Genomic DNA, 22,058 nt, shown 5'->3' with positions numbered 1-22,058 from the left:
ACCCCACGGGCCCCGGACGGCCTACCGCTCGACGAAGCCGGAAAGTCCCCCTTTCGGGTCGGACCAGCGCTCGGCCACGTGCTCCACACTTCCGGGTGATTCTCCCGACCGTAACGCGGCCAACAGCCGCTGACAGTGGTCTCGACTACCCTCCGCTATCACTTCGACACGCCCGTCGGCCAGGTTGCTCGCGCTCCCGACCAGGCCGAGCTCCAGCGCGCGGCTGCGTGTCCACCAGCGGAAACCGACGCCCTGGACCCGGCCGCGCACCCACGCCGTCAGCCGGGTGTGGGTTTCTTCCTCACTCACGTCGTTCCTCCCTTCCGGGTCAACCGAGCGCGCACAGTAACGGATCAAGCCCACTACCTGGGCGAATACCCGCACGCCGGTGATAACCTCCCGCCGAGGTCGGTCCCCCGCCGTGGCTTTGCCCGATTCACGACCTCGCCCGCGCCTCCCCGTACTCCCCAAGGAGCCCTGTATGCCCCGCCCCGACGGAGCAGATTCGAGCTCGCGCGTCACCAGGATCGACACCGCGCCGCCCAAGAGCAGCAAACCGAACCGCGCCGGGTACGTCGTGCTCGGGGTGGCCGGGCTGGTCGTCGCGACCGCGTTCGCCGCCGTGGCCGAACTCGCCGGGCCCGCCCCCGCCACCACCGCGGGCGGCACCGGAGGCCCCGGTGGCCAGGGCACGGCCCCGGCCGGGGTGCAGACGCTGCCGGCGAGCCCGTCGTCCAGCGGCCCGTCGACCTCCAGCGGGGCGCCGACCACGTCGAGCCCCACGTCGTCGAGCGCCCCGACGACCGTCGTGTCGGTGAGCCCGGACGGCAAGACGACCACCACGGTCGTCACGCAGGCTTCGCCGCCGCCCCCGCCACCACGCAACGACACCGGCGACAACCCGCCGCCCGTGCACTCGTCGGTGACTCCTCCGCCCAGCAAGACGCCGACACCCACGCCCACGCCGACCCCGACCCCCACGTCGAGCGAGCCCACGCCGACGACCACGGCCGGCGGCGGCTCCAGCTCGGCGGGCGCCCCCTCGTCGAGCGCTACCGGGACCAGCACCACGGCGTAGGCCCAAACAGCGCCGATCAGGCCGGCTCGGCCGCCTTCTGGTGCTAGGGGCGGCGCCGCAGCCGGTGGGCGAACAACGCCCACAGGTAGACCGTCAGCAGGGCACCGGCGCCGGCCGCCGCCACGCGCAGCCACTTCGCCCACCCGGCGTCGCCCTCGAAAGCGGTCAAGAGCCAGCCGAACGCACCGAAGGTCGCACCCACCGCCAGCGTCAGCACGATCACCTGCGGGATGCGCTCACCGCCGAGCAGCCATGTTTTCGACCCGTCCATGTCCCTGAAGTACCCAGCCAGGGCACCGGCTAGACCTCGAAGCGGTACCCCATCCCCGGCTCGGTCAGCAGGTGCCGGGGCCGCGAGGGCTCCGGCTCCAGCTTGCGCCGCAGCTGGGCCAGGTACACCCGCAGGTAGTGCGACTCCGTCTCGTACGACGGGCCCCACACCTCGTGCAGGAGCTGCTTCTGCGCCACCAGCCGGCCGCGGTTGCGGACCAGCAGCTCCAGCACGCCCCACTCCGTCTTCGTCAGGTGGACTTCCTCGCCGTCGTGGCGGCGGACCCTCTTCGCCGCCAGATCCACGCTGAACGACGACGTGTCCACCACCGCGTCCGCGTCATCGGCGCCGGTCACCGCGGACCGGCGGACCGCCGCCCGGAGCCGGGCCAGCAGCTCGTCCATGCCGAACGGCTTCGTCACGTAGTCGTCGGCGCCCGCGTCGAGGGCCTCGACCTTGTCCGAGGAGTCGACGCGGGCCGACAGCACGATGATCGGGACCGTCGTCCAGCCGCGCAGGCCGGCGATCACCTCGGTGCCGTCGAGGTCGGGCAGGCCGAGGTCGAGCACGACGACGTCGGGCCTGGTCTCGGCGACCGCCTTGAGCGCGGCCGTGCCGTCGTGCGCGGTGATCACCTTGTAGCCGCGGGCGGTCAGGTTGATCCGCAGTGCCCGCACGATCTGCGGCTCGTCGTCCACCACCAGCACGGTGGCGCCCGGGTCGCTCATCGCACCCCCTCCTCGACTTCTTCGTGGCTGACACTGTGCTCGGGCAGGGAAACCACGATCGTGAGCCCTCCGCCCGGCGTGTCCTCGGCGCGGATCGTGCCGCCCATCGCCTCGGCGAACCCCTTCGCGACGGACAGCCCGAGCCCGACGCCGGGGGTCGTGTCCCGGTCGCCGCCGAGGCGCTGGAACGGTGCGAACGCCGAGTCCGCGGCCCCCTTGCGCAGCCCCTTGCCGTGGTCGACGATCCGCAGTTCGACCCGGCCGGAGTGCGCGCTGGCCCGCGCGGAAACCGGTGCCCCGCCGTGGCGCAGGGCGTTGTCCAGCACGTTCGCCACCACACGTTCCAGCAGGCCGGGGTCGGCGAGCACCGACGGCAGCTGGTCGTCGATCGCGACCTGCACCGCGTCCGAACCATCCACATTGGACAACGCGTGGGCGACGACCTCGTCGTACCCGACCGGGCGCAGGTGCGGCTTCACCGCGCCGGTGGCCAGCCGCGAGGAGTCCAGGAGGTTGTCGATGAGCCCGGCGAGCCGGTCGGCCGACAGCTCGATCGCCTCCATCAGCTCCGCCGTGTCGTCTTCGGACAGTTCGAGGTCGGCGGCGCGCAGGCTGCCGATCGACGCCTTGATCGACGTCAGCGGCGTGCGCAGGTCGTGCCCGACCGCGGAAAGCAGTGTCGTGCGCAGCTCGGTGGCTTCGGCCTTGCGCTCGGCGCGGGCCGCGGCGGCCGCCGCGCGCTGTTGCCGCAGGGCCAGCAGGGCCTGCCCGGCCACGGCTTCCAGCACCCGCCGGTCCGCGGCCGGGAGCGCCCGCCCGCGCAGGGTCAGGTGCACGTCGGCGGTGACGGCGATGTCGACGTCGGCCTCGTCCGGGTCGGCGCACGGGTGCTCCCCCGCGGTCGCCACGCACTGCCACTCCCCGTCCTGCTTTTCCAGCAGCGTCACCGACGTCAGCACGAAGTTCTCACGGACCTTCTGCAGCAGCCGCTCGATCGGGTTCGAGTGGGTCAGCACCGTCCGCGCGTAGGACGCCAGCAGCGCCGCCTCGGTCCGCGCCACCGCTGCCTGCGCGGCCCGGCGCGCGGCCTGGTCGACGACCAGCGCGACGAGCACCGCGACCACGACCATCGCGATCAGCGTCACGAGGTTCTGCGGGGTGTGCACGTTGAGCGTGTACAGCGGCGGGGTGAAGAAGAAGTTGAGCAGCCCGGCGCCGAGCACGGCCGCGACCAGCGCCGGGCCGAGGCCGCCGACCAGGGCGACGATCACCGTGGCCAGCACGTAGGAGATCACGTCGGTGGCGAAGTCGAGCCCGCTCGGTACGAAGACGCCGATCAGGGTGACCAGCACCGGCAGCGCGATGCCCAGCACCCAGCCCACGACCAGCCGTGAGAGGCCCAGCGGGCTCGCGGCCAACCCGGCCCGCAGGCGGCCGCCCGCTTGCGCGTGGGTGACCATGTGCACGTCGATCGGCCCCGATCGCCGGACCACCGAAGCGCCGATGCCCTCGTCGAACAGCCGGGCCACGCGGGAGCGGCGCGAGGTCCCGATCACCAGCTGGGTCGCGTTGACCCCGCGGGCGAAGTCCAGCAGGGCGGCCGGCACGTCGTCGCCGACGACCGTGTGGAACGTCGCCCCCACCTCCTCGGCGAGCTTGCGGCAGCGAGCCAGCCCGGATGGCCCGATCCCGGCCAGGCCGTCCCCGCGCAGGATGTGCACCACCTGCAGCTCGGCGCCGGCGCGGGTGGCGATCCGGCTGGCTCGGCGGATGAGCGTCTCGCTCTCCGGGCCGCCGGTGATCGAGACGACGACGCGTTCGCGGGCTTCCCACGTGTCGGTGATCCGCTGCTCGGCGCGGTAGCGCTGCAGGGCGACGTCGACCTGGTCGGCCACCCAGAGCAGCGCCAGTTCGCGCAGCGCGGTGAGGTTGCCGGGGCGGAAGTAGTTGCCGAGCGCGGCGTCGATCCGCTCGGCCGGGTAGACGTTGCCGTGGGCGAGCCGCCGCCGCAGGGCCTCCGGGGTGATGTCGACCAGCTCCAGCTGCTCGGCGCGGCGGACGACCTCGTCCGGCACGGTCTCGTGCTGGGTGACGCCGGTGATCCGCTCGACGACGTCGTTGAGGCTCTGCAGGTGCTGCACGTTGACCGTGGAGAGCACGTCGATGCCGGCCTCGAGCAGAGTGTCCACGTCCTGCCAGCGCTTGGCGTTGCGCGAACCCGGCACGTTGGTGTGCGCGAGCTCGTCGACGACCGCGACTTCGGGCGCGCGGGCCAGGACGGCGTCGAGGTCCATCTCCTCGAACTCGCGGCCGCGGTGCCCGGCGCGCCGCCGCGGGACGACCTCCAGGCCGTCGAGCAGCTCGGCGGTCCGGGTCCGGCCGTGCGTCTCCACCAGGCCGACGACGACGTCGGTGCCGCGGTCGAGGCGCCGCCGGGCTTCGCCGAGCATGGCGAAGGTCTTGCCGACGCCCGGAGCCGCGCCGAGGTAGATCCTCAGCTCCCCTCGGCGCGGCTTGGGCACGTTCTCGGTGGTCACGCTGTCAGTGTGCCCCTCCGGCCGCGGCGCGCACGGCCAAGTCGAGCGGGAGCAAGCCGGCCACAGGCACCTCTCAGGACAGGTCACCGGATCGGTGACCGGGACCCGTTCACTGTGCCGTCCTGGGAGCCGTCGCGGGGGCCGGCTGACGACGCCTTGATGCGTTCCTGACACCCGTTTACGCCGTCTTGACGGCCCGGTGGCAGCGGTCACGCAAGCGTTTGCCGGTTTCTCACCGCAGGTAGTTGGTCAGTGACTCATGCCACAACGAGTGACCGAACAAGTGCGGAACGTGCAATTCGGGCAGACAAGGTCTTCGGGTCGTGTTACACCTGGGTTACCAATAGTTGTATCGGCTAAGCAAATCTTTGGGAGAGGGGTTCCCCTATGTGCGGTATCGCCGGCTGGGTTTCCTACGACGCCGACCTCACCCGCCGCCAGGACGTCGTCGACGCCATGACGGGGACGATGGCCTGCCGGGGGCCGGACGACTCGGGGACCTGGGTGCGCCGCCACGTCGCGCTCGGTCACCGGCGGCTGGCCATCATCGACCTGCCCGGCGGCCGCCAGCCGATGGCGGTCCACACGCCGCGCGGCGACATCGCGATGGTCTACAGCGGTGAGACCTACAACTTCACCGAACTGAAGGCCGAACTGACGAAGCTGGGCCACACCTGGGAAACCGACAGCGACACCGAAGTGGTGCTGCACGGCTACCTGCAGTGGGGCGACGAGGTCGTCGACCACCTCAACGGCATGTACGCCTTCGCGATCTGGGACGAGCGCGACGACCGGCTCGTCATGATCCGCGACCGGATGGGCATCAAGCCGTTCTACTACTACCCCACGGCCGACGGCGTCCTGTTCGGCTCCGAGCCGAAGGCGATCCTCGCCAACCCGCTGGCGCGGAAGGTCGTCGACACCGACGGGCTGCGCGAGCTGATGGCGTTCACCAAGCAGCCCGGCTGGTCGCTGTGGAAGGGCATGGAAGAGGTCAGGCCGGGCACGATCGTCACCGTGTCCCGCGAAGGCGTCCGGACCCGCACGTACTGGAAGCTGGACGCGAAGCAGCACACCGACGACCAGGAGACGACGGTCGCCCGCGTGCGCGAGCTGATGACCGACATCGTGCACCGGCAGCTCGTCGCCGACGTCCCCCGCTGCGTGCTGCTCTCGGGTGGTTTGGACTCCAGCGCCGTCACGGGCCTGGCCGCGGCCCGGCTCGCTTCTCAGGGTGAGCAGCTGCGGACGTTCTCCGTCGACTTCTTCGGCCAGGAGGAGAACTTCAAGCCGGACGAGATGCGCGACACCGCGGACTCGCCGTTCGTGCGCGATGTCGCCTCACTGGTGGGATCCGCCCACCAGGACGTAGTGCTGAACCCGGCCGAGCTGACCGACCCCGAGGTGCGGCGCGCGGTGCTGCGGGCGCGGGACATCCCGGCCGGCCTCGGCGACATGGACACGTCGCTGTACCTGCTGTTCAAGGCGATCCGCGGCGAGTCGACGGTGGCGCTGTCGGGCGAGTCGGCCGACGAGGTGTTCGGCGGCTACCGCTGGTTCTTCGACGAGGCCGCGGTCAACGCGGACATGTTCCCCTGGATCGCCTTCCGCACCGCGATGATGACCGACCGGACGTCGATCTACACGCCCGAGCTGATGGCGAAGATGGACCTGGAGGCCTACCTGCGGGACGAGTACCGCTCCGCGGTCGCCTCCGTTGAACACCTGGACGGCGAGTCCGCGGTCGAGGCCCGGATGCGGACGATCTGCCACCTGCACCTGACCCGGTTCGTGCGGATGCTCCTGGACCGCAAGGACCGCGCGTCGATGGCGGTGGGCCTGGAGGTCCGCGTCCCGTTCTGCGACCACCGGCTGGTCGAGTACGTGTACAACACGCCGTGGTCGCTGAAGACGTTCGACGGCCGCGAGAAGAGCCTGCTGCGGCACGCCACTTCGCACGTCCTGCCGGAGTCGGTGGCCCAGCGGGTCAAGAGCCCGTACCCGTCGACGCAGGACCCGGGCTACGCGGCGGCGTTGCAGCAGCAGGCCAAGGAGGTCCTGGCCGAGCCCGGCCACGCGGTGTTCGACCTGGTCGACCGGTCGTGGGCGCACCGGGTGTCCGAAGCGGACCCGACGACCATGGACCCGGCGGCCCGGGTCGGCCTGGACCGCCTGCTGGACCTGTACCACTGGCTCGAGATGTACACCCCGGAGCTGCAGCTCGCCTGACGCGCCGGACTTGACCTCGAGCGCCCTCGAGGTTCCATGCTGAGCGGCATGAAGGTGCTGTTGTTCGGCCGCAACCCGGCCACGGTCTCGAGGGTGACGGCGGCGCTGGCCCGCCTGGGTGCGTACGAGGCCCTGGTACTGGGCGCGGGGGTGGTGGGTTCCCTCCGGGAACGGCTCACGGCCGCGACTGTGCGGCACGGGGTGGTTTGGGTGCAGGGGCCGCACATCCTCCCCGAGCGGGACGCGCTGGAGTACGTGCGAACCGAGATCCTGCCCAGACTGGGCCGACTCGCGTGACGGGAACCGGAACTCGCGTGATCAGGCCCGTAACTCGCGTGATCAGAGCCGTAACTCGCGAGTTCCGGCCTCAATCACGCGAGTTCCGGGCCGAATCACGCGAGTTCCGGCTAGCGGCGGACCTCTGCCAGCTGGACCGGACGGCGTTCCCGGCGTGACACTTCGCAAGCTTCGGCGATGTAGAACGCTTCGAGCGCGTTGGCCGCGACGCACGGCGAAGGTGCCCGGCCCGCGACGACGTCGAGGAACGCTCGCAGCTCCGTCGTGTACGCCGGGCGGAAGCGCTCCATGAACCCCGGGTACGCCGGGCCCGGCAGCGGCGCCACGCCCGGCTCCACCGACCGCAGCGGCGCCCGGTCGTCCAGGCCCACGACGACCCCCGAGACCGAGCCCAGCACGTCGAGACGCACGTCGTAGCCCGCGCCGTTGTAGCGGGTCAGCGACACCGTCGCCAGGGTGCCGTCGTCCAGGGTCAGCGTCGCCGCCGCCGTGTCGACGTCGCCCGCGTCGACGAAGAACCGCTCGCCGCGGTTGGCGCCGACCGCGTACACCTCGGTGACCTCGCGGCCGCTGACCCAGCGGACGATGTCGAAGTCGTGCACGCCGCAGTCGCGGAACAGCCCGCCCGAGTGCGCCACGTACTCCGCCGGCGGGGGCGCCGGGTCGAACGTCGTCGCGCGCAGCGTGTGCAGCCAGCCCAGCTCGCCCGACGCGACGGCCGCCCGCGCCGCCGCGTAGCCCGCGTCGAACCGGCGCTGGAAGCCGATCTGGACCGGGACGTCCGACGCGTCGATCCGGTCGATGACGGCCAGGGTGCCGGGGATGTCCGCGGCCACCGGCTTCTCGCAGAACACCGGGATGCCCGCGTCGACCGCGGCGATGATCAGGCCGGGGTGCGCGTCCGTGGCCGCCGTGACGACCAGGCCGTCCAGTCCCGCGGCGAACAGCTCGTCGAGGGACATCGATTCGACGCCGAGCTTCGCGGCCGCAGCCGCGGCTCGCGCGGTGTCGACGTCGGCCACGACGACCGACTCGACCTCCTCGAAGCCCTTCAGCGTCTCCGCGTGCGCGGTGCCGATCCGGCCGGTGCCCGCCAATCCCAACCTCATCGTGCAGCTCCTCCTGTCTGAGAAAACCCGGCAGTGGTCGCCCGGACCACCAGAGACGGGTGCAGCAGGTGCCGGACCGGCTCCGTGCGTTCCCCGCGGACGCGCTCGATCAGCGCTTCGAAGGCCAGCCGCGCCATGTCCTTGCGCGGCTGGTCGATCGTGGTCAGGGAAAGGTGCCGCAGCGCGGCGAGCGAGGTGTTGTCGTAGCCGACGACCGAAACGTCCTCGGGCACGCGCAGCCCGGCCTCCTCCAGCGCCGAGATCGCCCCCACGGCGTTGAAGTCGTTGCCGGAAACCAAGCCCGTCGGCAGCTCCGCACGCGAGTACGCGGCCAGCAGCTCCCGCACGGCCTTCTCGCCCCCGATGTCGGTGTGCTCGCTGCGCACGACGATCGGCTCGAGACCGTGCCGCCGCATCGCCGACTCGAAGCCGCGCCGCCGCTGCGCCGCTCCGGCCGCGCCGCCGCCGTCGAGGTGGGCGATGCGCCGGTGCCCGAGGCCGACCAGGTGGTCGACGGCCAGTGCGGACCCCGCCTCGCCGTCGTCGTTCACCGTGTCCACTGTGGACGCACGGGCCGTCCGGGAGACCAGGACGACCGGGCACTGCCGGGCCGCGACCTGGATCGCCGAGGCCGGGACGACCGGGGAGAGCAGGATGATCCCGGCCGGGCGGAAGGAAAGCAGGTTGTGCAGGGCGTTCCACTCACGCGTGGGACTGCGGCCACCGGTGTTGAGGATCAGGTCGAACCCCGCCGCCTGCGCGGCGGTGTCCAGCTCTTCGACGATGTCGGCGAAGAAGGCGTTGCGCAGGTCGTTGACCATCACGCCGAGCACCGTCGACGTGCGGCTGGCCAGCGACCGCGCCATCACGTGCGGCTGGTAGCCGAGTTCCTCGGCCGCGCGCAACACGGCCGCGCGGCGGGCGTCGGAGACCTTCGGTGAATTGTTCATCACCAGGGAGACCAGCGCGCGGGAAACTCCCGCCCGTTCGGCGACGTCCTCCATCGTCGGACGCACCATGCACACCTCCCCTGATCACCGGAAACTCGGCCTTGACTTTGCTGTGACGGACGCTACAAGATTAGAGCGCTCTAATCAATAGAGCGCTCCAACGGACCAACGGAGGCCCCTTGTGACAGCGACGATCCGCGTGGCCGCCGCCCCGATCTCCTGGGGCGTCTGCGAAGTCCCGGGCTGGGGCCGGGTGCTGGACGCGGCGACCGTGCTCGGCGAGATGGCGGCGCTCGGCGTCCAGGCCACCGAGCTGGGGCCACCCGGGTACCTCCCCCGCGACCCCGCCGAGCTGCGGGAGCTGCTGACCGGATACGACCTGACACTCGTCGGCGGCTTCCTCGCCGTCGTCCTCCACGAAAACCAGGAGAACGCGCTCAAGGAAGCGGAAGAATCCGCCGCGCTCTTCGCCGCCTGCGGGGGTGACGTCCTCGTGCTGGCCGCCGCGACCGGGCTCGACGGCTACGACGACCGCCCGAAGCTCGGCGATGCCGAATGGGCGACGCTCGTCGGCACCGCGGGCATGATCCGCGACATCGCCGCCGCCCACGGCCTGCGCACCGTGCTGCACCCGCACGTCGGGACGCACGTGGAGCAGCAGGCCGAGGTCGAGCGCTTCCTCGCCGATTCCGATCTCGGCTTGTGCCTCGACACCGGGCACCTGATGATCGGCGGGACGGATCCGGTCGAGCTGGCGAAGCGGTATCCCGAACGGGTAGGGCACGTGCATCTGAAGGACGTCCGAGAAGACCTGGCGGCCGAGGTCCGCGCGGGCAGGCTCGGCTACACCGACGCGGTCGGGCGGGGCATCTACACCCCGCTCGGCGAGGGGGATGTGGACGTGGCGTCGATGGTGCGCTCCGTCCAGGCGGCCGGCTACGACGGCTGGTACGTCCTCGAACAGGACACCGCCCTCGGCGAGGAGAGCCCCGACGACCTACCCCGGCGGGACACCGAACGCAGCCTGGCCCACCTCGCGAAGATCATCGACTCCCTCTGAACCCTGGTCCCAAAGGAGTGACTGTGTTCTCTTTCCGGAAACTGGCCGTGGCGGCCGCGATCACCGCCACCGGGCTGGTGCTCGCCGCCTGCAGCGGCCCCACCGCCGACAACTCGAAGAGCAGCAGCTCCGGTTCCCCGTCCGCGGCGGCCCCGAGTTCGGGCGGCCCGTTGAAGGTCGCCGTCGTCACGCACGGCAGCGCCGGTGACGCCTTCTGGAACGTCGTGAAGAACGGCGCCGAGCAGGCGGGCAAGGACCTGAACGTCGGCGTCGACTACTTCTCCGACGGCGACCCGAGCAACCAGGCCCGGCTGATCGACAACGCCGTCGCGCAGAAGGTCGGCGGCCTGGTCGTGTCGATGGCGAACCCGCAGGCCCTGCAGACGTCGATCCAGAACGCCGTCAAGGCCGGCATCCCGGTCATCACGATCAACTCCGGTGAGGACTTCAGCGCCCAGTTCGGCGCCATCGCCCACGTCGGCCAGAGCGAGGGCCTCGCCGGCCAGGGCGCCGGCCAGCGGCTCAAGGCGGCCGGCAAGACGAAGCTGCTGTGCGTCATCCACGAGGCCGGCAACATCGGCCAGAACCAGCGTTGCGACGGCGCGAAGCAGGCCTTCGGCAACGTCACCACGCTGCAGGTCGACATCTCCAACCCGACCGACGCGCAGTCGCGGATCCGCGGCGCGCTGCAGTCCGACCCGTCGATCGACGCGGTGCTGGCGCTGAACTCGCAGGTCGCGGCCCGCGCGGTGAGCGCGGCGAAGGAAGCGAGCTCGAAGGCCCAGGTCGCCACGTTCGACCTCAACGCCGACGTCGTCGCGGCCATCAAGGACGGCACCATCCTCTTCGCCGTCGACCAGCAGCAGTACGAGCAGGGCTACCTGCCGATCGTGTTCCTCAAGCTGTACAAGGAAAACGGCAACACCATCGGCGGCGGCCACCCGGTGCAGACCGGCCCCGGCTTCGTCGATAAGACCAACATCGACACGGTGGCCCCCTACGCGCAGCGCGGCACGCGATGACCGCAGCGTCTTCTGGGGCCGAGCCCCAGACCCCAGCCGGGGGGCAAGCCCCCCTGGACCCCCCAAAAGCGGGTGTAATCCAGGCACACCCCGACGAGCGCGTCGCCAAGAAAGGGCTGACCGACCGGCTGGTCGTCCGCCCCGAAATCGGCGCGCTCCTCGGCGCGGTGCTGGTCTTCGTCTTCTTCTCCGTGGTCACCGGCCAGTTCCTCAGCCCGCTGGGCGTGGCGACCTGGCTCGACGACTCGTCGACCCTGGGCATCATGGCCGTCGTGGTCGCGCTGCTCATGGTCGGCGGCGAGTTCGACCTGTCGGCCGGCGTGATGACGGCGTCGACGTCGCTGGTCACGGCGATCCTGGCGACGCAGGCGGGCTGGAACGTCTGGCTCGCGCTGTTCGCGTCGCTGGTCTTCGCGCTCGGCGTCGGCGCGTTCAACGGCTGGCTGGTGATGAAGACCGGGCTGCCCAGCTTCATCGTCACGCTGGGGTCGTTCCTGGCCCTGCAGGGACTCAACCTCGGCGTGACGCGGCTGGTCACCAACACCGTCCAGGTGTCGGGCATGCGCTCGACCAGCGGGTACGAGTCGGCCGGCGGGCTGTTCGCGTCCACGTTCGACATCGGCGGCACGGAGTTCCAGTCGTCGATCGTGTGGTGGATCGTCGTCACGGCGATCGCCGCGTGGCTGCTGGTGCGGACCCGGTTCGGCAACTGGATCTTCGCGGTCGGCGGGTCGCAGGTGTCGGCCCGCTCGGTCGGCGTGCCGGTGGTGCGCACGAAGATCCTGCTGTTCATGGGCACCGCGCTCGGCGCGTGGCTGGTCGGCTCGATCAACATCCTGCGGTTCGCCAGCGTGCAGGCGAACCAGGGCATCGGGCTGGAGTTCCAGTACATCATCGCGGCGGTGATCGGCGGCTGCCTGCTGACCGGCGGTTTCGGTTCGGCGGTGGGCGCGGCGATCGGCGCGCTGATCTTCGGCATGGCGCGCCAGGGCATCGTGTTCGCGCAGTGGAACAGCGACTGGTTCATGCTGTTCCTCGGCGTCATGCTGCTGGCCGCGGTCCTGGTCAACAATGCCTTCCGGCGCCGCGCGGAGAGGGTACGCCGATGAGGCTGTATCAATCTAAAGAGCTTCTCTCAGTCCGCTCCATCGGGAAGACGTACGGCAGCGTGATCGCGCTGCGCGATGTGTCCACTGTGGTCAACGCGGGCGAGGTGACCTGCGTGCTCGGCGACAACGGCGCCGGGAAGTCCACGCTGATCAAGATCCTGGCCGGCGTGCACCAGCACGACCGGGGCGAGTTCCTCGTGGAGGGCGAGCCGGTGCGGTTCGCCTCGCCCCGCGAGGCCCTGGACCGCGGCATCGCGACCGTGTACCAGGACCTCGCCGTGGTGCCGCTGATGAGTGTCTGGCGGAACTTCTTCCTCGGCTCGGAGCCGACGACCGGGTTCGGCCCGTTCAAGATGCTCGACCGGAAGAAGGGCCGCGAGACGACCAAGAAGGCGCTGTCCGACATGGGCATCGACCTGCGGGACGTCGAGCAGCCGGTCGGGACGCTCTCGGGCGGTGAACGCCAGTGCGTCGCGATCGCGCGGGCGGTGTACTTCGGCGCGAAGGTGCTGATCCTCGACGAGCCGACGGCTGCGTTGGGCGTCAAGCAGGCCGGGGTCGTGCTGAAGTACGTCGCTCAGGCGCGTGACCGCGGCCTCGGCGTCGTGCTCATCACGCACAACCCGCACCACGCCTACCCGGTCGCCGACCGGTTCCTGCTGCTCAAGCGGGGTGCCGCGCTCGGGCACTACGAGAAGTCCGACATCGACATCAACGAACTGACCCGGCAGATGGCGGGCGGTGCGGAACTGGAAGCCCTGGAACACGAGCTGCGGCAGGTGGAGAAGGCGTGACGCTCGAAGCACTGACGATCGGCCGGGTCGGGGTGGACCTCTACCCGGAGCAGAGCGGCGTCCCCTTGGCCGGCGTCAGCACGTTCGCGAAGTCGCTCGGCGGGACCGCGACCAACGTCGCGGTCGCCGCCGCGCGGCTCGGCCGGTCGACAGCGGTGCTGACCAAGGTCGGCCCGGACGGCTTCGGCGACTACGTCCGGCAGGCTCTCGACGGCTTCGGCGTCTCACCGGACTTCGTGGGCACCTCGCCGGACCTGCAGACACCGGTCGTGTTCTGCGAGCTGAACCCGCCCGCGGACCCGCCGCTGCTGTTCTACCGCTCCCCGATCGCCCCCGACCTCACGCTCACCGACGACGACGTGCCCTGGGACGTCGTCGGGTCGGTGCCGCTGCTGTGGGTCACCGGCACCGGCGTCTCCGCCGAACCCGCGCGGACGACCCAGCGCAAGATCCTCGAGGCCCGCGGGCGGCGGGAACACACCGTCCTGGACCTGGACTACCGGCCGATGTTCTGGCCTTCGGTCGACGAGGCCCGCGAAGAGATCGGCGGCATGCTCGACCACGTCACGGTCGCGGTCGGCAACCGGGCCGAGGTGGAGGTCGCCGTCGGCACCGCCGACCCGGACACGGCCGCGGACCGGATGCTCGAACGCGGGCTGCGCCTGGCGGTGATCAAGAAGGGCGCGGAAGGTGTCCTCGTGGCGACTCCGGACGGCCGCTGGACGGTGTCGCCGCAACGCGTCGAGGTCGTCTGCGGGCTCGGCGCCGGCGACGGTTTCGGCGGCGCCCTGATCCACGGGCTGCTGTCGGGCTGGGACCCGGTGCGCATCGCGGAGTACGCGAACGCGGCGGGCGCGCTCGTCGCGTCCCGGCTGGCCTGCGCCGACGCCATGCCGACGCCCGGGGAGATCGAGGAGCTGCTGTGATCCTCACCGACGAGCGCTGGCGGGAACTGCTCGAAACGCGCGCCACGAACCCGGGCGCGATCCGGCAGGCGTACGCGACCCGCAAACGCCGTTCGAAGCTGCTGTCCGACAACGGGACGCTGTTCCTGGTCGCGGCCGACCACCCGGCCCGGGGCGCCCTGTCCGTCGGCGAGGACCCCCTCGCCATGGCCGACCGGCGGACGCTGCTCGAACGGCTGCTCGTCGCGCTGGCCAACCCGGCCGTCGACGGCATCCTCGGCACGCCCGACGTCGTCGAGGAACTGCTGCTGCTCGGCGCGCTGCACGACAAGGTCGTCTTCGGCTCGATGAACCGCGGCGGTCTGGCCGGCGCGGACTGGGAGATCGACGACCGGTTCACCGGCTACGACGCCCGGACGCTGGTCGACTGCGGGCTCGACGGCGGCAAGATGCTGCTGCGGCTCGTCGGCTCCGACCCGGGCACGATCCCGACCTTGCAGGCCTGCGCGGACGCCGTCACCGAGCTGGCCGCCTACGGGCTGGTGGCGATGGTCGAGCCGCTGCCCTACCTCCGGGACAACGGGAAGCTCGTGCTGCAGAAGGACCCCGTGTCGCTGGCGCGGGCCGTCACGGTCGCGTCCGGCCTCGGGACGACGTCAGCGCACACCTGGCTGAAGCTGCCGTCCACCGACTCGCCCGAAGTCCTGGGCGCGACGACGCTGCCGGTGGTCGTGCTCGGCGGCATGCCGTCCGGCGACACCGCCGCCGACCTCGCGTCGTGGGGCCGGACGCTGCGCCACGACGTCGTACGCGGCCTGGTCGTCGGCCGCACCCTGCTCTACCCGCCCGGCGGCGACGTCGGCGCCGCCGTGGAAGCCGCCGCGAAGGTCTTGGAGGCCGCGAAGTGAGCACGAGGTACTCTTTCCCGCCGAGTGCGCGTGGACACAGCAAGCTGCACCGTCCACTCGGGACACTCTCCGACGACACGGACCCGGTCCGGCTGACTCCGGACAGCGCGGGCTGGACGTACACCGGGCTGCGCGTTCTCTCGCTGGCCCCGGGCGAGGTGCGGATCCTGCACACCGGCGAGTTCGAGGCGTTCGTACTGCCGCTCTCCGGCTCGGCGACCGTCCGGGTCGACGGGCAGGTCTTCGAGCTGGCCGGACGCTCGTCCGTCTTCGCCCGCGTGACGGACTTCGCGTACGTGCCCCGGGATGCCGAAGTCGAGTTGTCGACAGTGGACGGTCTTGAGGTCGCGTTGCCGATGGCCCGCTGCACGCGTCGTCTCGAGGCGCGGTACGGGCCGGCCGAAGGCGTCCCGGTCGAGGTGCGCGGTGCCGGGCAGGCGACGCGGCAGGTGACCAACTTCGGCGTGCCCGGGGTGTGGGACCACGCCGACAAGCTCAACGCGTGCGAGCTGATCACGCCGGGTGGCAACTGGTCGTCGTACCCGCCGCACAAGCACGACGAGGCGACCGAGTGCGAGGTCGTCAACGAGGAGATCTACTACTTCCGCATCGCCGGCCGGGACGGCGTGACGCCGTCCCGCGAAGGCTTCGGCCTGCACCGGACCTACACCGCGGACGGCGACCTGGACGAGGACGTCGCGGTGCGCGACCACGACGTCTTCCTGATCCCGCGCGGCTACCACGGCCCGTGCGTCGCCGCGCCGGGTTACCCGATGTACTACCTGAACGTCCTGGCCGGCCCGGCCGGCGAGCGGTCCATGGCGTTCTGCGACGACCCGGCACACGGCTGGGTCCGCGACACGTGGGCGACGCAGGACCTCGACCCGCGATGCCCGGTCACGAGTCACGAAGGGCGTGTTCTATGACCACCTTCAGGGGTCCGGGGGCAGAGCCCCCGGCCGGGGTGCGGGGGCTCGGCCCCCGCAAGACACAGCAGCTGACGACGGCTCAAGCGCTGGTCCGCTGGCTGCTGGCCCAGCGGTCGGAAACCCTCGACGGACGCGAAGTCCCGCTGTTTCCCGGGGTGTTCGCGATCTTCGGGCACGGCAACGTCCTCGGCCTCGGCACCGCGCTGGAGGAACACCGCGGGGACATCCCGGTCTGGCGCGGGCACACCGAGCAGGGCATGGCCCTGGCGGCGGTCGGCTACGCGAAGGCCACGCACCGGCGGCAGGTCGGCGTCGTGACGTCGTCGATCGGGCCGGGCGCGCTGAACATGGTCACCGCGGCCGGGGTCGCGCACGCGAACCGGCTGCCGGTGCTGCTGCTGCCCGGAGACACGTTCACCAGCCGGGCGCCGGACCCGGTGCTGCAGCAGGTGGAGAACTTCGGGGACGCGACCGCGACGGTGAACGACGCGTTCCGCGCGGTCTCGCGCTACTTCGACCGGATCACCCGGCCCGAGCAGCTGCTCTCGACGTTGCCGCAGGTCGCGCGGGTGCTCACCGATCCGGCCGACGCCGGCCCGGTGACCCTGGCCCTGCCGCAGGACGTCCAGGCGGAGACGTACGACTTCCCGGAGGCGTTGTTCGAGCCGGTGACGCACCGGCCGCCGCGCCCGCGGCCGGACCGGCGTTCGGTCACCGAAGCGGCCGGGATCCTGCGTGCCGCGAAACGGCCGCTGATGGTGCTCGGCGGCGGTGTCCGGTACTCGGGCGCCGGGCAGCGCGCGCTCGACTTCGCGGAGCGCCACGGGATTCCTCTGGTGGAGACGACCGCGGGCCGCACGCTGGTGCCGCACACGCATCCGCTGCACGCGGGGCCGCTGGGCGTCACCGGCTCGACGTCGGCGAACGCCGTCGCGGCCGCGGCGGACGTCGTGCTCGCGGTCGGGACGCGGCTGCAGGACTTCACGACGGCGTCGTGGACGGTGTTCTCCCCCGGCGTCCGCCTGGTGGCGCTCAACGCGGCCCGGTTCGACGCGGTCAAGCACGGTGCGCTGTCGGTCGCCGGAGACGCCGACGCGGGCCTGACGGACCTCGCCGCCCAGCTGGAAAGCTGGCGGGTCGACCCGGCGTGGACCGCGCGGCCGGCGGCCGAGCGTGCTTCCTGGGACGCGCACATCGACTCGCTGCGGTCGGCTGCCTCCGAGCTGCCGGCGTATGCGCAGGTCGTCGGGGTGGTGAACGACCTTTCCGCGCCGGACGACTACGTCATGACGGCGTCCGGCGGGCTGCCCGGCGAGCTGATCGGCGGCTGGCGCGGGTCCGGCTCGGTCTCGATGGACGTCGAGTACGGCTTTTCGTGCATGGGTTACGAGCTGGCGGGCGCGTGGGGCGCGGCGATCGCCCATCCGGGTCTCGTCACGACACTGCTGGGCGACGGCTCGTACCTGATGCTGAACTCGGAGCTGTTCTCGGCCGCGTTCGCGGGTCACCCGTTCGTCGCCGTCGTGTGCGACAACGACGGGTACGCGGTGATCGCGCGGCTCCAGGAGGGCCAGGGCGGCAAGCCGTTCAACAACTTCTACGCCGACTGCACGACGTCGCACGCTTCGCCACCGCGAGTGGATTTCGCCCGCCACGCGGAGTCGCTGGGCTGCCTGGTGTTCTCGGCGTCCACAGTGGACTCTCTCCGGGAGGCGTACGCCGAAGCCCGCAAGGCGGCGGTGGCCGAGCGTCGTCCGGCGGTGGTCGTGGTGAAGACGCAGCCGTCGACGTGGACCGAAGCCGGGGCCTGGTGGGAAGTCGGGGTGCCGGAGCACCTCGCGGGCCGGGACGGGTACGAGCGGGCCAAGTCAGGCCAGGTGCGCTACCTCGGGTCCTGACCCGCGGGGGCGCCCCCCGTTTTCCACGCTACCGCAGGGCACCGACATTTCCGGCCGGTGTCCGCACCCGCGGCCACAGCGTGAACCCGCTCGGCTTGAGCGTCAGCGATTCGACGATCTTCAGCTCGTACTGCGGATCGACGTCGAAGTCGTAGCGCTGCAGGACGGTCCCGAGGGCCAGTACCGCTTCGTGCAGCGCGAACTGGCGGCCGATGCAGGCGCGCTCGCCCGTCCCGAACGGCTTGTACGCCTGCGCCGGCCGCTTCTTCACCGCGGCGGGCTCGAACCGGTCCGGGTCGAACACCTCGGGATCGGCCCAGACCGCGGGATCGCGGTGGAGCAGCGGGAGCGGCACGACCACCCAGTCGCCCTTGCGCATCCGGTACTTCCCGCCCAGGACGACGTCTTCGCGCGCCTGGCGTGAATAACCCGGCGCCGTCGGCCAGAGCCGCATCGCCTCGTCGAGCACGCGGCGCACGTAACGCAGCTTCGCGACGTCGGAGAACGCCGGCTCGCGGCCGCCCCACACCGCGTCGACCTCGGCGCGGGCCTTCGCCAGCAGCTCGGGGTGGCGGGTCAGGTAGTACAGGGCGAACGACAGCGCGCCGGACGTCGTCTCGTGGCCGGCGACGACGAACGTGATCGCCTGGTTGCGGATGTTCACCGGGTCCAGCCGCTCGCCCGTCACCGGGTGGCCTTCGGTGAGCATCAGGCCGAGCAGGTCACGGCTCTCCTCGCCGCCGCGGCGGCGCCCGGCGATGACCTCGTCGACCAGGTTCGTCATGGTCGCGATGTCGGCCCGGTTCTGCGCGGCCGACCCGGCGAACGCGCGCCGGACGAACGGCAGCTTGGCGTTCTGCAGCTGCGCGTACCGCAGCGCGCGGATCATAGCCGTGACGAACGGGTGCGGCTCGGCGCGTTCGAAGGAGCCGAACCGGTAGCCGAACCCGGCCCGGCCGATCGTCTCCAGGGTCAGCCGGGTCATGTCGGCGGAGACGTCGACCGGCCCGCTCGCCGCGTCCCAGGCCGCCACGAGCTCGCGGGCGGCCTCCAGCATCACCGGGTGGTAGCGGCGCATCGCCTCCGCGGAGAAGGCCGGCTGCAGGACGTCGTGCGCGAGCCGCCAGTTCGGCTCGTGCGTGTGCGCGGTGAACAGGCCGTCGCCGCCGAGCGCGCGCAGGTTCTCGACGCCCATGCCGACGTGCTTGCCGAACTTCGTCTCGTCGTTCAGCTCGGTGACCAGGCCGACGCCGGAGACGAGGACGACCTCGATGTCGAAGAACTTGCGGCTGAAGATCGGCCCGAGCCGCTTGCCGAGGCGCACGGTGTCCTGCAGTGGCGTGCGGGGGTTCGCCCCGAGCAGGTCGCCGGCCACCGGCAGGCGGCCCGGGCGGTGCGGAATCCCGGTGGTGTCCACGGCAGCTCCCTATTGAACCCGAATCCAATAGGGTTACGATCCCGCGCTACTGAACCCGTGTCAAGTAAGCTCAGGAGATGCGGACGAGGCTGAGCACCGAGCGGCGGCGCGAGCAGCTCCTGGCCATCGGCGCCGGCTTGTTCGCGCAGCGGCCGTACGACGAGGTGTGGATCGACGAGGTCGCCGAGATCGCGCAGGTCTCTCGCGGCCTGCTGTACCACTACTTCCCGACCAAGAAGGACTTCTTCGCGGAGATCGTCCGCGGCCAGCGCGACCAGCTCCTGGAGATGAGCGCGCCCGACCCGGCGCTGCCCGTGGCCGAGCAGCTGCGGGCCGGGCTCGACGTCTACCTGGAGTTCGCGCGCACCCACCCCGACGGCTACCGGATCGTGCACCGTGCCGCCGGCGGCGCCGACGGGGAGATCCGGGAGATCCGCGAGGCGGGGATGACCGCTAACGCCGGCCGCATCCTGGCCGCGCTCGGCGAGCTGACCACCGTCACCGAGACGACGCGGGTGGCCGTCCGCGGCTGGCTGATGTTCGTCGCCACGGTGATCCTCGACTGGCTCGACCAGCCGAAGATCACCCAGGACGAGCTGCGAGACCTCTGTGTCCGGACGTTGTTCGCGGCGGTGGACGTCACCCCGTGACGGCCGGCGACACGGCGTCCCCGCGAAGTTTCCGCGGCGCGCCGGACCCGTCCGCCGGAACCGCCCAGACGGCGTTCTCCAGTCCGTAGAGGACGGTGTGGTCGTCCTGCCAGAGCGCCTGGTCGTCGACGCTGCGGGTCTCGGCCAGCGTGGTCTCCCGCAGGCTCGCCAGGTCCAGTACCGAGAGCCGCCAGACGCCTTCGCCGGCCTTCTTCTTGAAGGCGACGCGCTTGCCGTCCGGGGACAGCGACGGGCATTCGACGTTCTCCCTGACCGTCTTACCGCGATAACGCGCGTAGTCGGCTTCGACGAGGTACGTCCTGCCCTTGCTGCCCAGGGTGACGTAGAAGCGCTTGCCGTCGGAGGCGAAGGTGATGCCCCAGTAGTTGACGTCGGAGGCGAAGTAGCGGTCGCCGCCGACGAACACCGGCAGCTCCTCGATCGTCTTGACGAGCCGTCCGGATTCGAGGTCGTAGAGCCCCGCGCGGGTCGAGAAGCCGGTTTGCGCGTACGAATCACCGGTGACGAAGAGCGTCCAGTAGACGCGCTTGCCGTCCGGCGACACCCGCGCGCGGCTCGGCGTGCCCGGGAGCGTCTCGGTGTGGCGGACGCCGAGGTGCTCGTCGAGGACGAGGACGTCGGTCACCGCCGGGAGCGTGCCCGGCTTCACGGCCACGCACACCGCGGTCTGCTTCGCGACCGCGAACCGGTCGCACTTCAGGCCACTGAGCTGCGGTTTCGCCTGGGTGTCGGCCAGGGGGACGGCGCCGATGCGGCCGGTGGCGGTGTCGTGGAACAGCAACTGGCCGGGCGCGAGAGTCAGCTGCGCGGCGGGCTCGGCGTCCGCGGTGCCGTGGCGGGCGCTGACCGTGTACGTGACGGCGGCGATCAGGAGCGCCGTGCCGGTGAAGGCGAGGACGAGTTTCTTCACGGGCGCACCGGTTTCGCGAACGCGGCGGCCAGCGCGACGGCGGCCAGGCAGACCGCCGCGACGAGCACCGCGGGCCGCAGGTCCCACAGCGTCCACGCCAGTCCGAAGAGGACGGACGAGAACATCCGGGCCACGGCCTGCCCGGTCTGGACGACGGCCATCCCGGTGGCCCGGAGATCACGCGGGATGAGCGGACCGGCGGCGCCCATCAGGACGCCGTCGGTGGCCGCGTAGAACACGCCGTGCAGGCCGAGCGCGACGACGGCGAGCCAGAGCCCCGCCCGCGGACCGCAGAGCAGCACCAGCGCCACGACGAGCGCGGCGTGCCCGCCGAGGAACACCGGCCAGCGGCCGGCCCGGTCGGCGAGCCTGCCGAGCGGCACGGCCAGCAGCAGGTAGACCCCGGCGGTGCCCAGCGGCAGCAACGGGAAGAACGTCGCCGCGATCTCCCACCGGCGCTGGAGGACGAGGTAGACGAACGAGTCGCCGACGGTCACCAGGCCGAGCAGGGCCGCCCACAGCGTCACGCGCCGGAAGTCCTGGTGTTTCAGGAGACCGAACACAGCTCGCGCGGAGACGGCTGCGCGGTCGACCGCGCCGGGACGGTCGCGGACGAACAGGACCAGGAGGAGCACGGCGATCGCCGCGACGCAGAAGCTGGTGAAGAACACGCTCGGATAGCTGCCGAGGCTCAGGGCGAGGACCGCCATCGCCACCAGCGGGCCGAGGAACGCCCCGACCGTGTCGAGCGCGCGGTGCACGCCGAACGACCGGCCGAGCGCGTCCGGTTCGCTGCTGAGGGAGATCAGCGCGTCGCGCGGGGCGGTGCGCATCCCCTTCCCGGTGCGGTCGGCGGCGAGGACGACGCCGATCGCGGTGACCGACGAGCCGGCCGCGACCAGGCCGAGCTTGCACACCGCGGACAAGCCGTACCCGAACCCGGCGACCGCCTTGAGCCGCCGCCACCGGTCGGCGAGGTGCCCGCCGAGCACCCGCACGACCGCCGTGGCGCCCGCGTAGAGGCCGTCGAGCAGGCCGAACTGCAGCGGGTTCAGGCCGAGGCCGAGCACCAGGTAGAGCGGGAGGACGGCGGTGACCATCTCCGACGAGACGTCGGTGACCAGGCTGACCACGCCGAGGGCCACGACGTTGGCGGACACCCGTTTCAGCGCGGGTTTCCGGTCGGTCCCGGCCGCCAGGTCCGAGGTACGGCTTGCCGCGATGTACATGCCCGGG

Annotated in this window: 21 protein-coding genes; 12 read left to right on the top strand and 9 right to left on the bottom strand. The window is 71.5% G+C overall.

Features of this window, described 5'->3' with window-relative positions; genetic code table 11:
* Positions 1-21: 21 nt before the first annotated feature.
* Positions 22-309 (bottom strand): acylphosphatase, encoded by a 288-nt coding sequence (locus A3CE_RS0133140; protein WP_026469645.1) that lies wholly within the window; start codon positions 307-309, stop codon positions 22-24.
* 172 nt (positions 310-481) lie between these two features.
* On the opposite strand from A3CE_RS0133140, the gene A3CE_RS57500 reads away from it, so the two are divergent.
* Entirely contained in the window at positions 482-1,078 is a 597-nt protein-coding gene (locus A3CE_RS57500; RefSeq protein ID WP_169524032.1) for a hypothetical protein, read from the top strand.
* Between the two features lie 43 nt (positions 1,079-1,121).
* Here the strand turns inward: A3CE_RS57500 and A3CE_RS0133130 are convergent, their stop codons facing one another.
* From A3CE_RS0133130 to A3CE_RS51995, 3 genes are read right to left on the bottom strand one after another with little or no spacing between them, the layout of a single operon-like run.
* Positions 1,122-1,349 (bottom strand): hypothetical protein, encoded by a 228-nt coding sequence (locus A3CE_RS0133130; RefSeq protein WP_020644403.1) that lies wholly within the window; start codon positions 1,347-1,349, stop codon positions 1,122-1,124.
* Between the two features lie 29 nt (positions 1,350-1,378).
* Positions 1,379-2,077 carry a response regulator gene (locus tag A3CE_RS0133125; RefSeq protein ID WP_020644402.1) on the bottom strand — a complete coding sequence of 233 codons (699 nt, stop codon included), beginning with the start codon at positions 2,075-2,077 and terminating at the stop codon, positions 1,379-1,381.
* Positions 2,074-4,614, bottom strand: a complete 2,541-nt coding sequence (locus tag A3CE_RS51995; protein WP_020644401.1) for a sensor histidine kinase — start codon at positions 4,612-4,614, stop codon at positions 2,074-2,076. The genes A3CE_RS0133125 and A3CE_RS51995 overlap by 4 nt, the downstream gene beginning before the upstream one ends.
* 387 nt (positions 4,615-5,001) lie before the next feature.
* Here A3CE_RS51995 and asnB point away from each other — a divergent pair, with 387 nt between their 5' ends.
* Positions 5,002-6,843, top strand: a complete 1,842-nt coding sequence (gene asnB, locus A3CE_RS0133115) for an asparagine synthase (glutamine-hydrolyzing) (protein ID WP_020644400.1) — start codon at positions 5,002-5,004, stop codon at positions 6,841-6,843.
* Positions 6,844-6,891: 48 nt separating this feature from the next.
* A complete protein-coding gene (locus tag A3CE_RS0133110) occupies positions 6,892-7,140 on the top strand; it encodes a hypothetical protein (RefSeq protein WP_125591772.1) in 249 nt (82 codons plus the stop codon).
* A gap of 110 nt (positions 7,141-7,250) precedes the next feature.
* Here A3CE_RS0133110 and A3CE_RS0133105 read toward each other — a convergent pair whose 3' ends face one another.
* The gene (locus A3CE_RS0133105; RefSeq protein ID WP_026469112.1) at positions 7,251-8,249 is read right to left on the bottom strand and encodes a Gfo/Idh/MocA family protein; all 999 of its coding nucleotides are present in this window, start codon (positions 8,247-8,249) and stop codon (positions 7,251-7,253) included.
* The gene (locus tag A3CE_RS0133100) at positions 8,246-9,268 is read right to left on the bottom strand and encodes a LacI family DNA-binding transcriptional regulator (RefSeq protein WP_020644397.1); all 1,023 of its coding nucleotides are present in this window, start codon (positions 9,266-9,268) and stop codon (positions 8,246-8,248) included. Before A3CE_RS0133100 ends, A3CE_RS0133105 begins: the two co-directional genes overlap by 4 nt.
* A gap of 112 nt (positions 9,269-9,380) precedes the next feature.
* Between A3CE_RS0133100 and A3CE_RS0133095 the strand changes: the two genes are divergently transcribed.
* The 8 genes from A3CE_RS0133095 to iolD all read left to right on the top strand — a co-directional run bounded on the left by A3CE_RS0133095 (position 9,381) and on the right by iolD (position 17,824).
* The gene (locus A3CE_RS0133095; RefSeq protein ID WP_020644396.1) at positions 9,381-10,259 is read left to right on the top strand and encodes a TIM barrel protein; all 879 of its coding nucleotides are present in this window, start codon (positions 9,381-9,383) and stop codon (positions 10,257-10,259) included.
* A 23-nt stretch (positions 10,260-10,282) separates the two neighbouring features.
* Entirely contained in the window at positions 10,283-11,281 is a 999-nt protein-coding gene (locus tag A3CE_RS0133090) for a sugar ABC transporter substrate-binding protein (RefSeq protein WP_020644395.1), read from the top strand.
* 167 nt (positions 11,282-11,448) lie between these two features.
* Positions 11,449-12,390: an ABC transporter permease gene (locus A3CE_RS0133085; protein WP_020644394.1), complete on the top strand. Its 942-nt coding sequence runs from the start codon at positions 11,449-11,451 to the stop codon at positions 12,388-12,390.
* Positions 12,387-13,184 (top strand): ATP-binding cassette domain-containing protein, encoded by a 798-nt coding sequence (locus tag A3CE_RS0133080; protein WP_026469110.1) that lies wholly within the window; start codon positions 12,387-12,389, stop codon positions 13,182-13,184. The genes A3CE_RS0133085 and A3CE_RS0133080 overlap by 4 nt, the downstream gene beginning before the upstream one ends.
* Positions 13,181-14,110, top strand: coding sequence for a 5-dehydro-2-deoxygluconokinase (gene iolC / locus A3CE_RS0133075; RefSeq protein ID WP_020644392.1), 930 nt, complete (start codon positions 13,181-13,183; stop codon positions 14,108-14,110). The genes A3CE_RS0133080 and iolC overlap by 4 nt, the downstream gene beginning before the upstream one ends.
* Entirely contained in the window at positions 14,107-14,997 is an 891-nt protein-coding gene (locus tag A3CE_RS0133070; protein WP_020644391.1) for a Cgl0159 family (beta/alpha)8-fold protein, read from the top strand. The genes iolC and A3CE_RS0133070 overlap by 4 nt, the downstream gene beginning before the upstream one ends.
* Entirely contained in the window at positions 14,994-15,923 is a 930-nt protein-coding gene (gene iolB, locus A3CE_RS0133065; protein WP_020644390.1) for a 5-deoxy-glucuronate isomerase, read from the top strand. Before A3CE_RS0133070 ends, iolB begins: the two co-directional genes overlap by 4 nt.
* On the top strand, positions 15,920-17,824 hold the full coding sequence (gene iolD / locus A3CE_RS0133060; RefSeq protein ID WP_020644389.1) for a 3D-(3,5/4)-trihydroxycyclohexane-1,2-dione acylhydrolase (decyclizing): 1,905 nt from the start codon (positions 15,920-15,922) through the stop codon (positions 17,822-17,824). The genes iolB and iolD overlap by 4 nt, the downstream gene beginning before the upstream one ends.
* Before the next feature lie 28 nt (positions 17,825-17,852).
* Here the strand turns inward: iolD and A3CE_RS0133055 are convergent, their stop codons facing one another.
* Positions 17,853-19,241 (bottom strand): cytochrome P450, encoded by a 1,389-nt coding sequence (locus A3CE_RS0133055; RefSeq protein WP_020644388.1) that lies wholly within the window; start codon positions 19,239-19,241, stop codon positions 17,853-17,855.
* Between the two features lie 77 nt (positions 19,242-19,318).
* Between A3CE_RS0133055 and A3CE_RS0133050 the strand changes: the two genes are divergently transcribed.
* Complete coding sequence (locus A3CE_RS0133050) at positions 19,319-19,891, top strand: TetR/AcrR family transcriptional regulator (protein WP_020644387.1); 573 nt, start codon at positions 19,319-19,321, stop codon at positions 19,889-19,891.
* Here the strand turns inward: A3CE_RS0133050 and A3CE_RS0133045 are convergent.
* Both A3CE_RS0133045 and A3CE_RS0133040 read right to left on the bottom strand, forming a co-directional pair.
* Positions 19,881-20,822, bottom strand: a complete 942-nt coding sequence (locus A3CE_RS0133045) for a TolB family protein (protein WP_020644386.1) — start codon at positions 20,820-20,822, stop codon at positions 19,881-19,883. The two genes, A3CE_RS0133050 and A3CE_RS0133045, sit on opposite strands and share 11 nt — an antisense overlap.
* Positions 20,819-22,051 (bottom strand): MFS transporter, encoded by a 1,233-nt coding sequence (locus A3CE_RS0133040; RefSeq protein WP_020644385.1) that lies wholly within the window; start codon positions 22,049-22,051, stop codon positions 20,819-20,821. Before A3CE_RS0133040 ends, A3CE_RS0133045 begins: the two co-directional genes overlap by 4 nt.
* Positions 22,052-22,058: the final 7 nt, after the last annotated feature.

The sequence above is a fragment of the Amycolatopsis balhimycina FH 1894 genome (assembly GCF_000384295.1).
GTDB classification, from domain to species: domain Bacteria; phylum Actinomycetota; class Actinomycetes; order Mycobacteriales; family Pseudonocardiaceae; genus Amycolatopsis; species Amycolatopsis balhimycina.
Note: the sequence above shows the minus strand (reverse complement) of the source record. Positions and strands in the feature narration are given on the sequence as shown.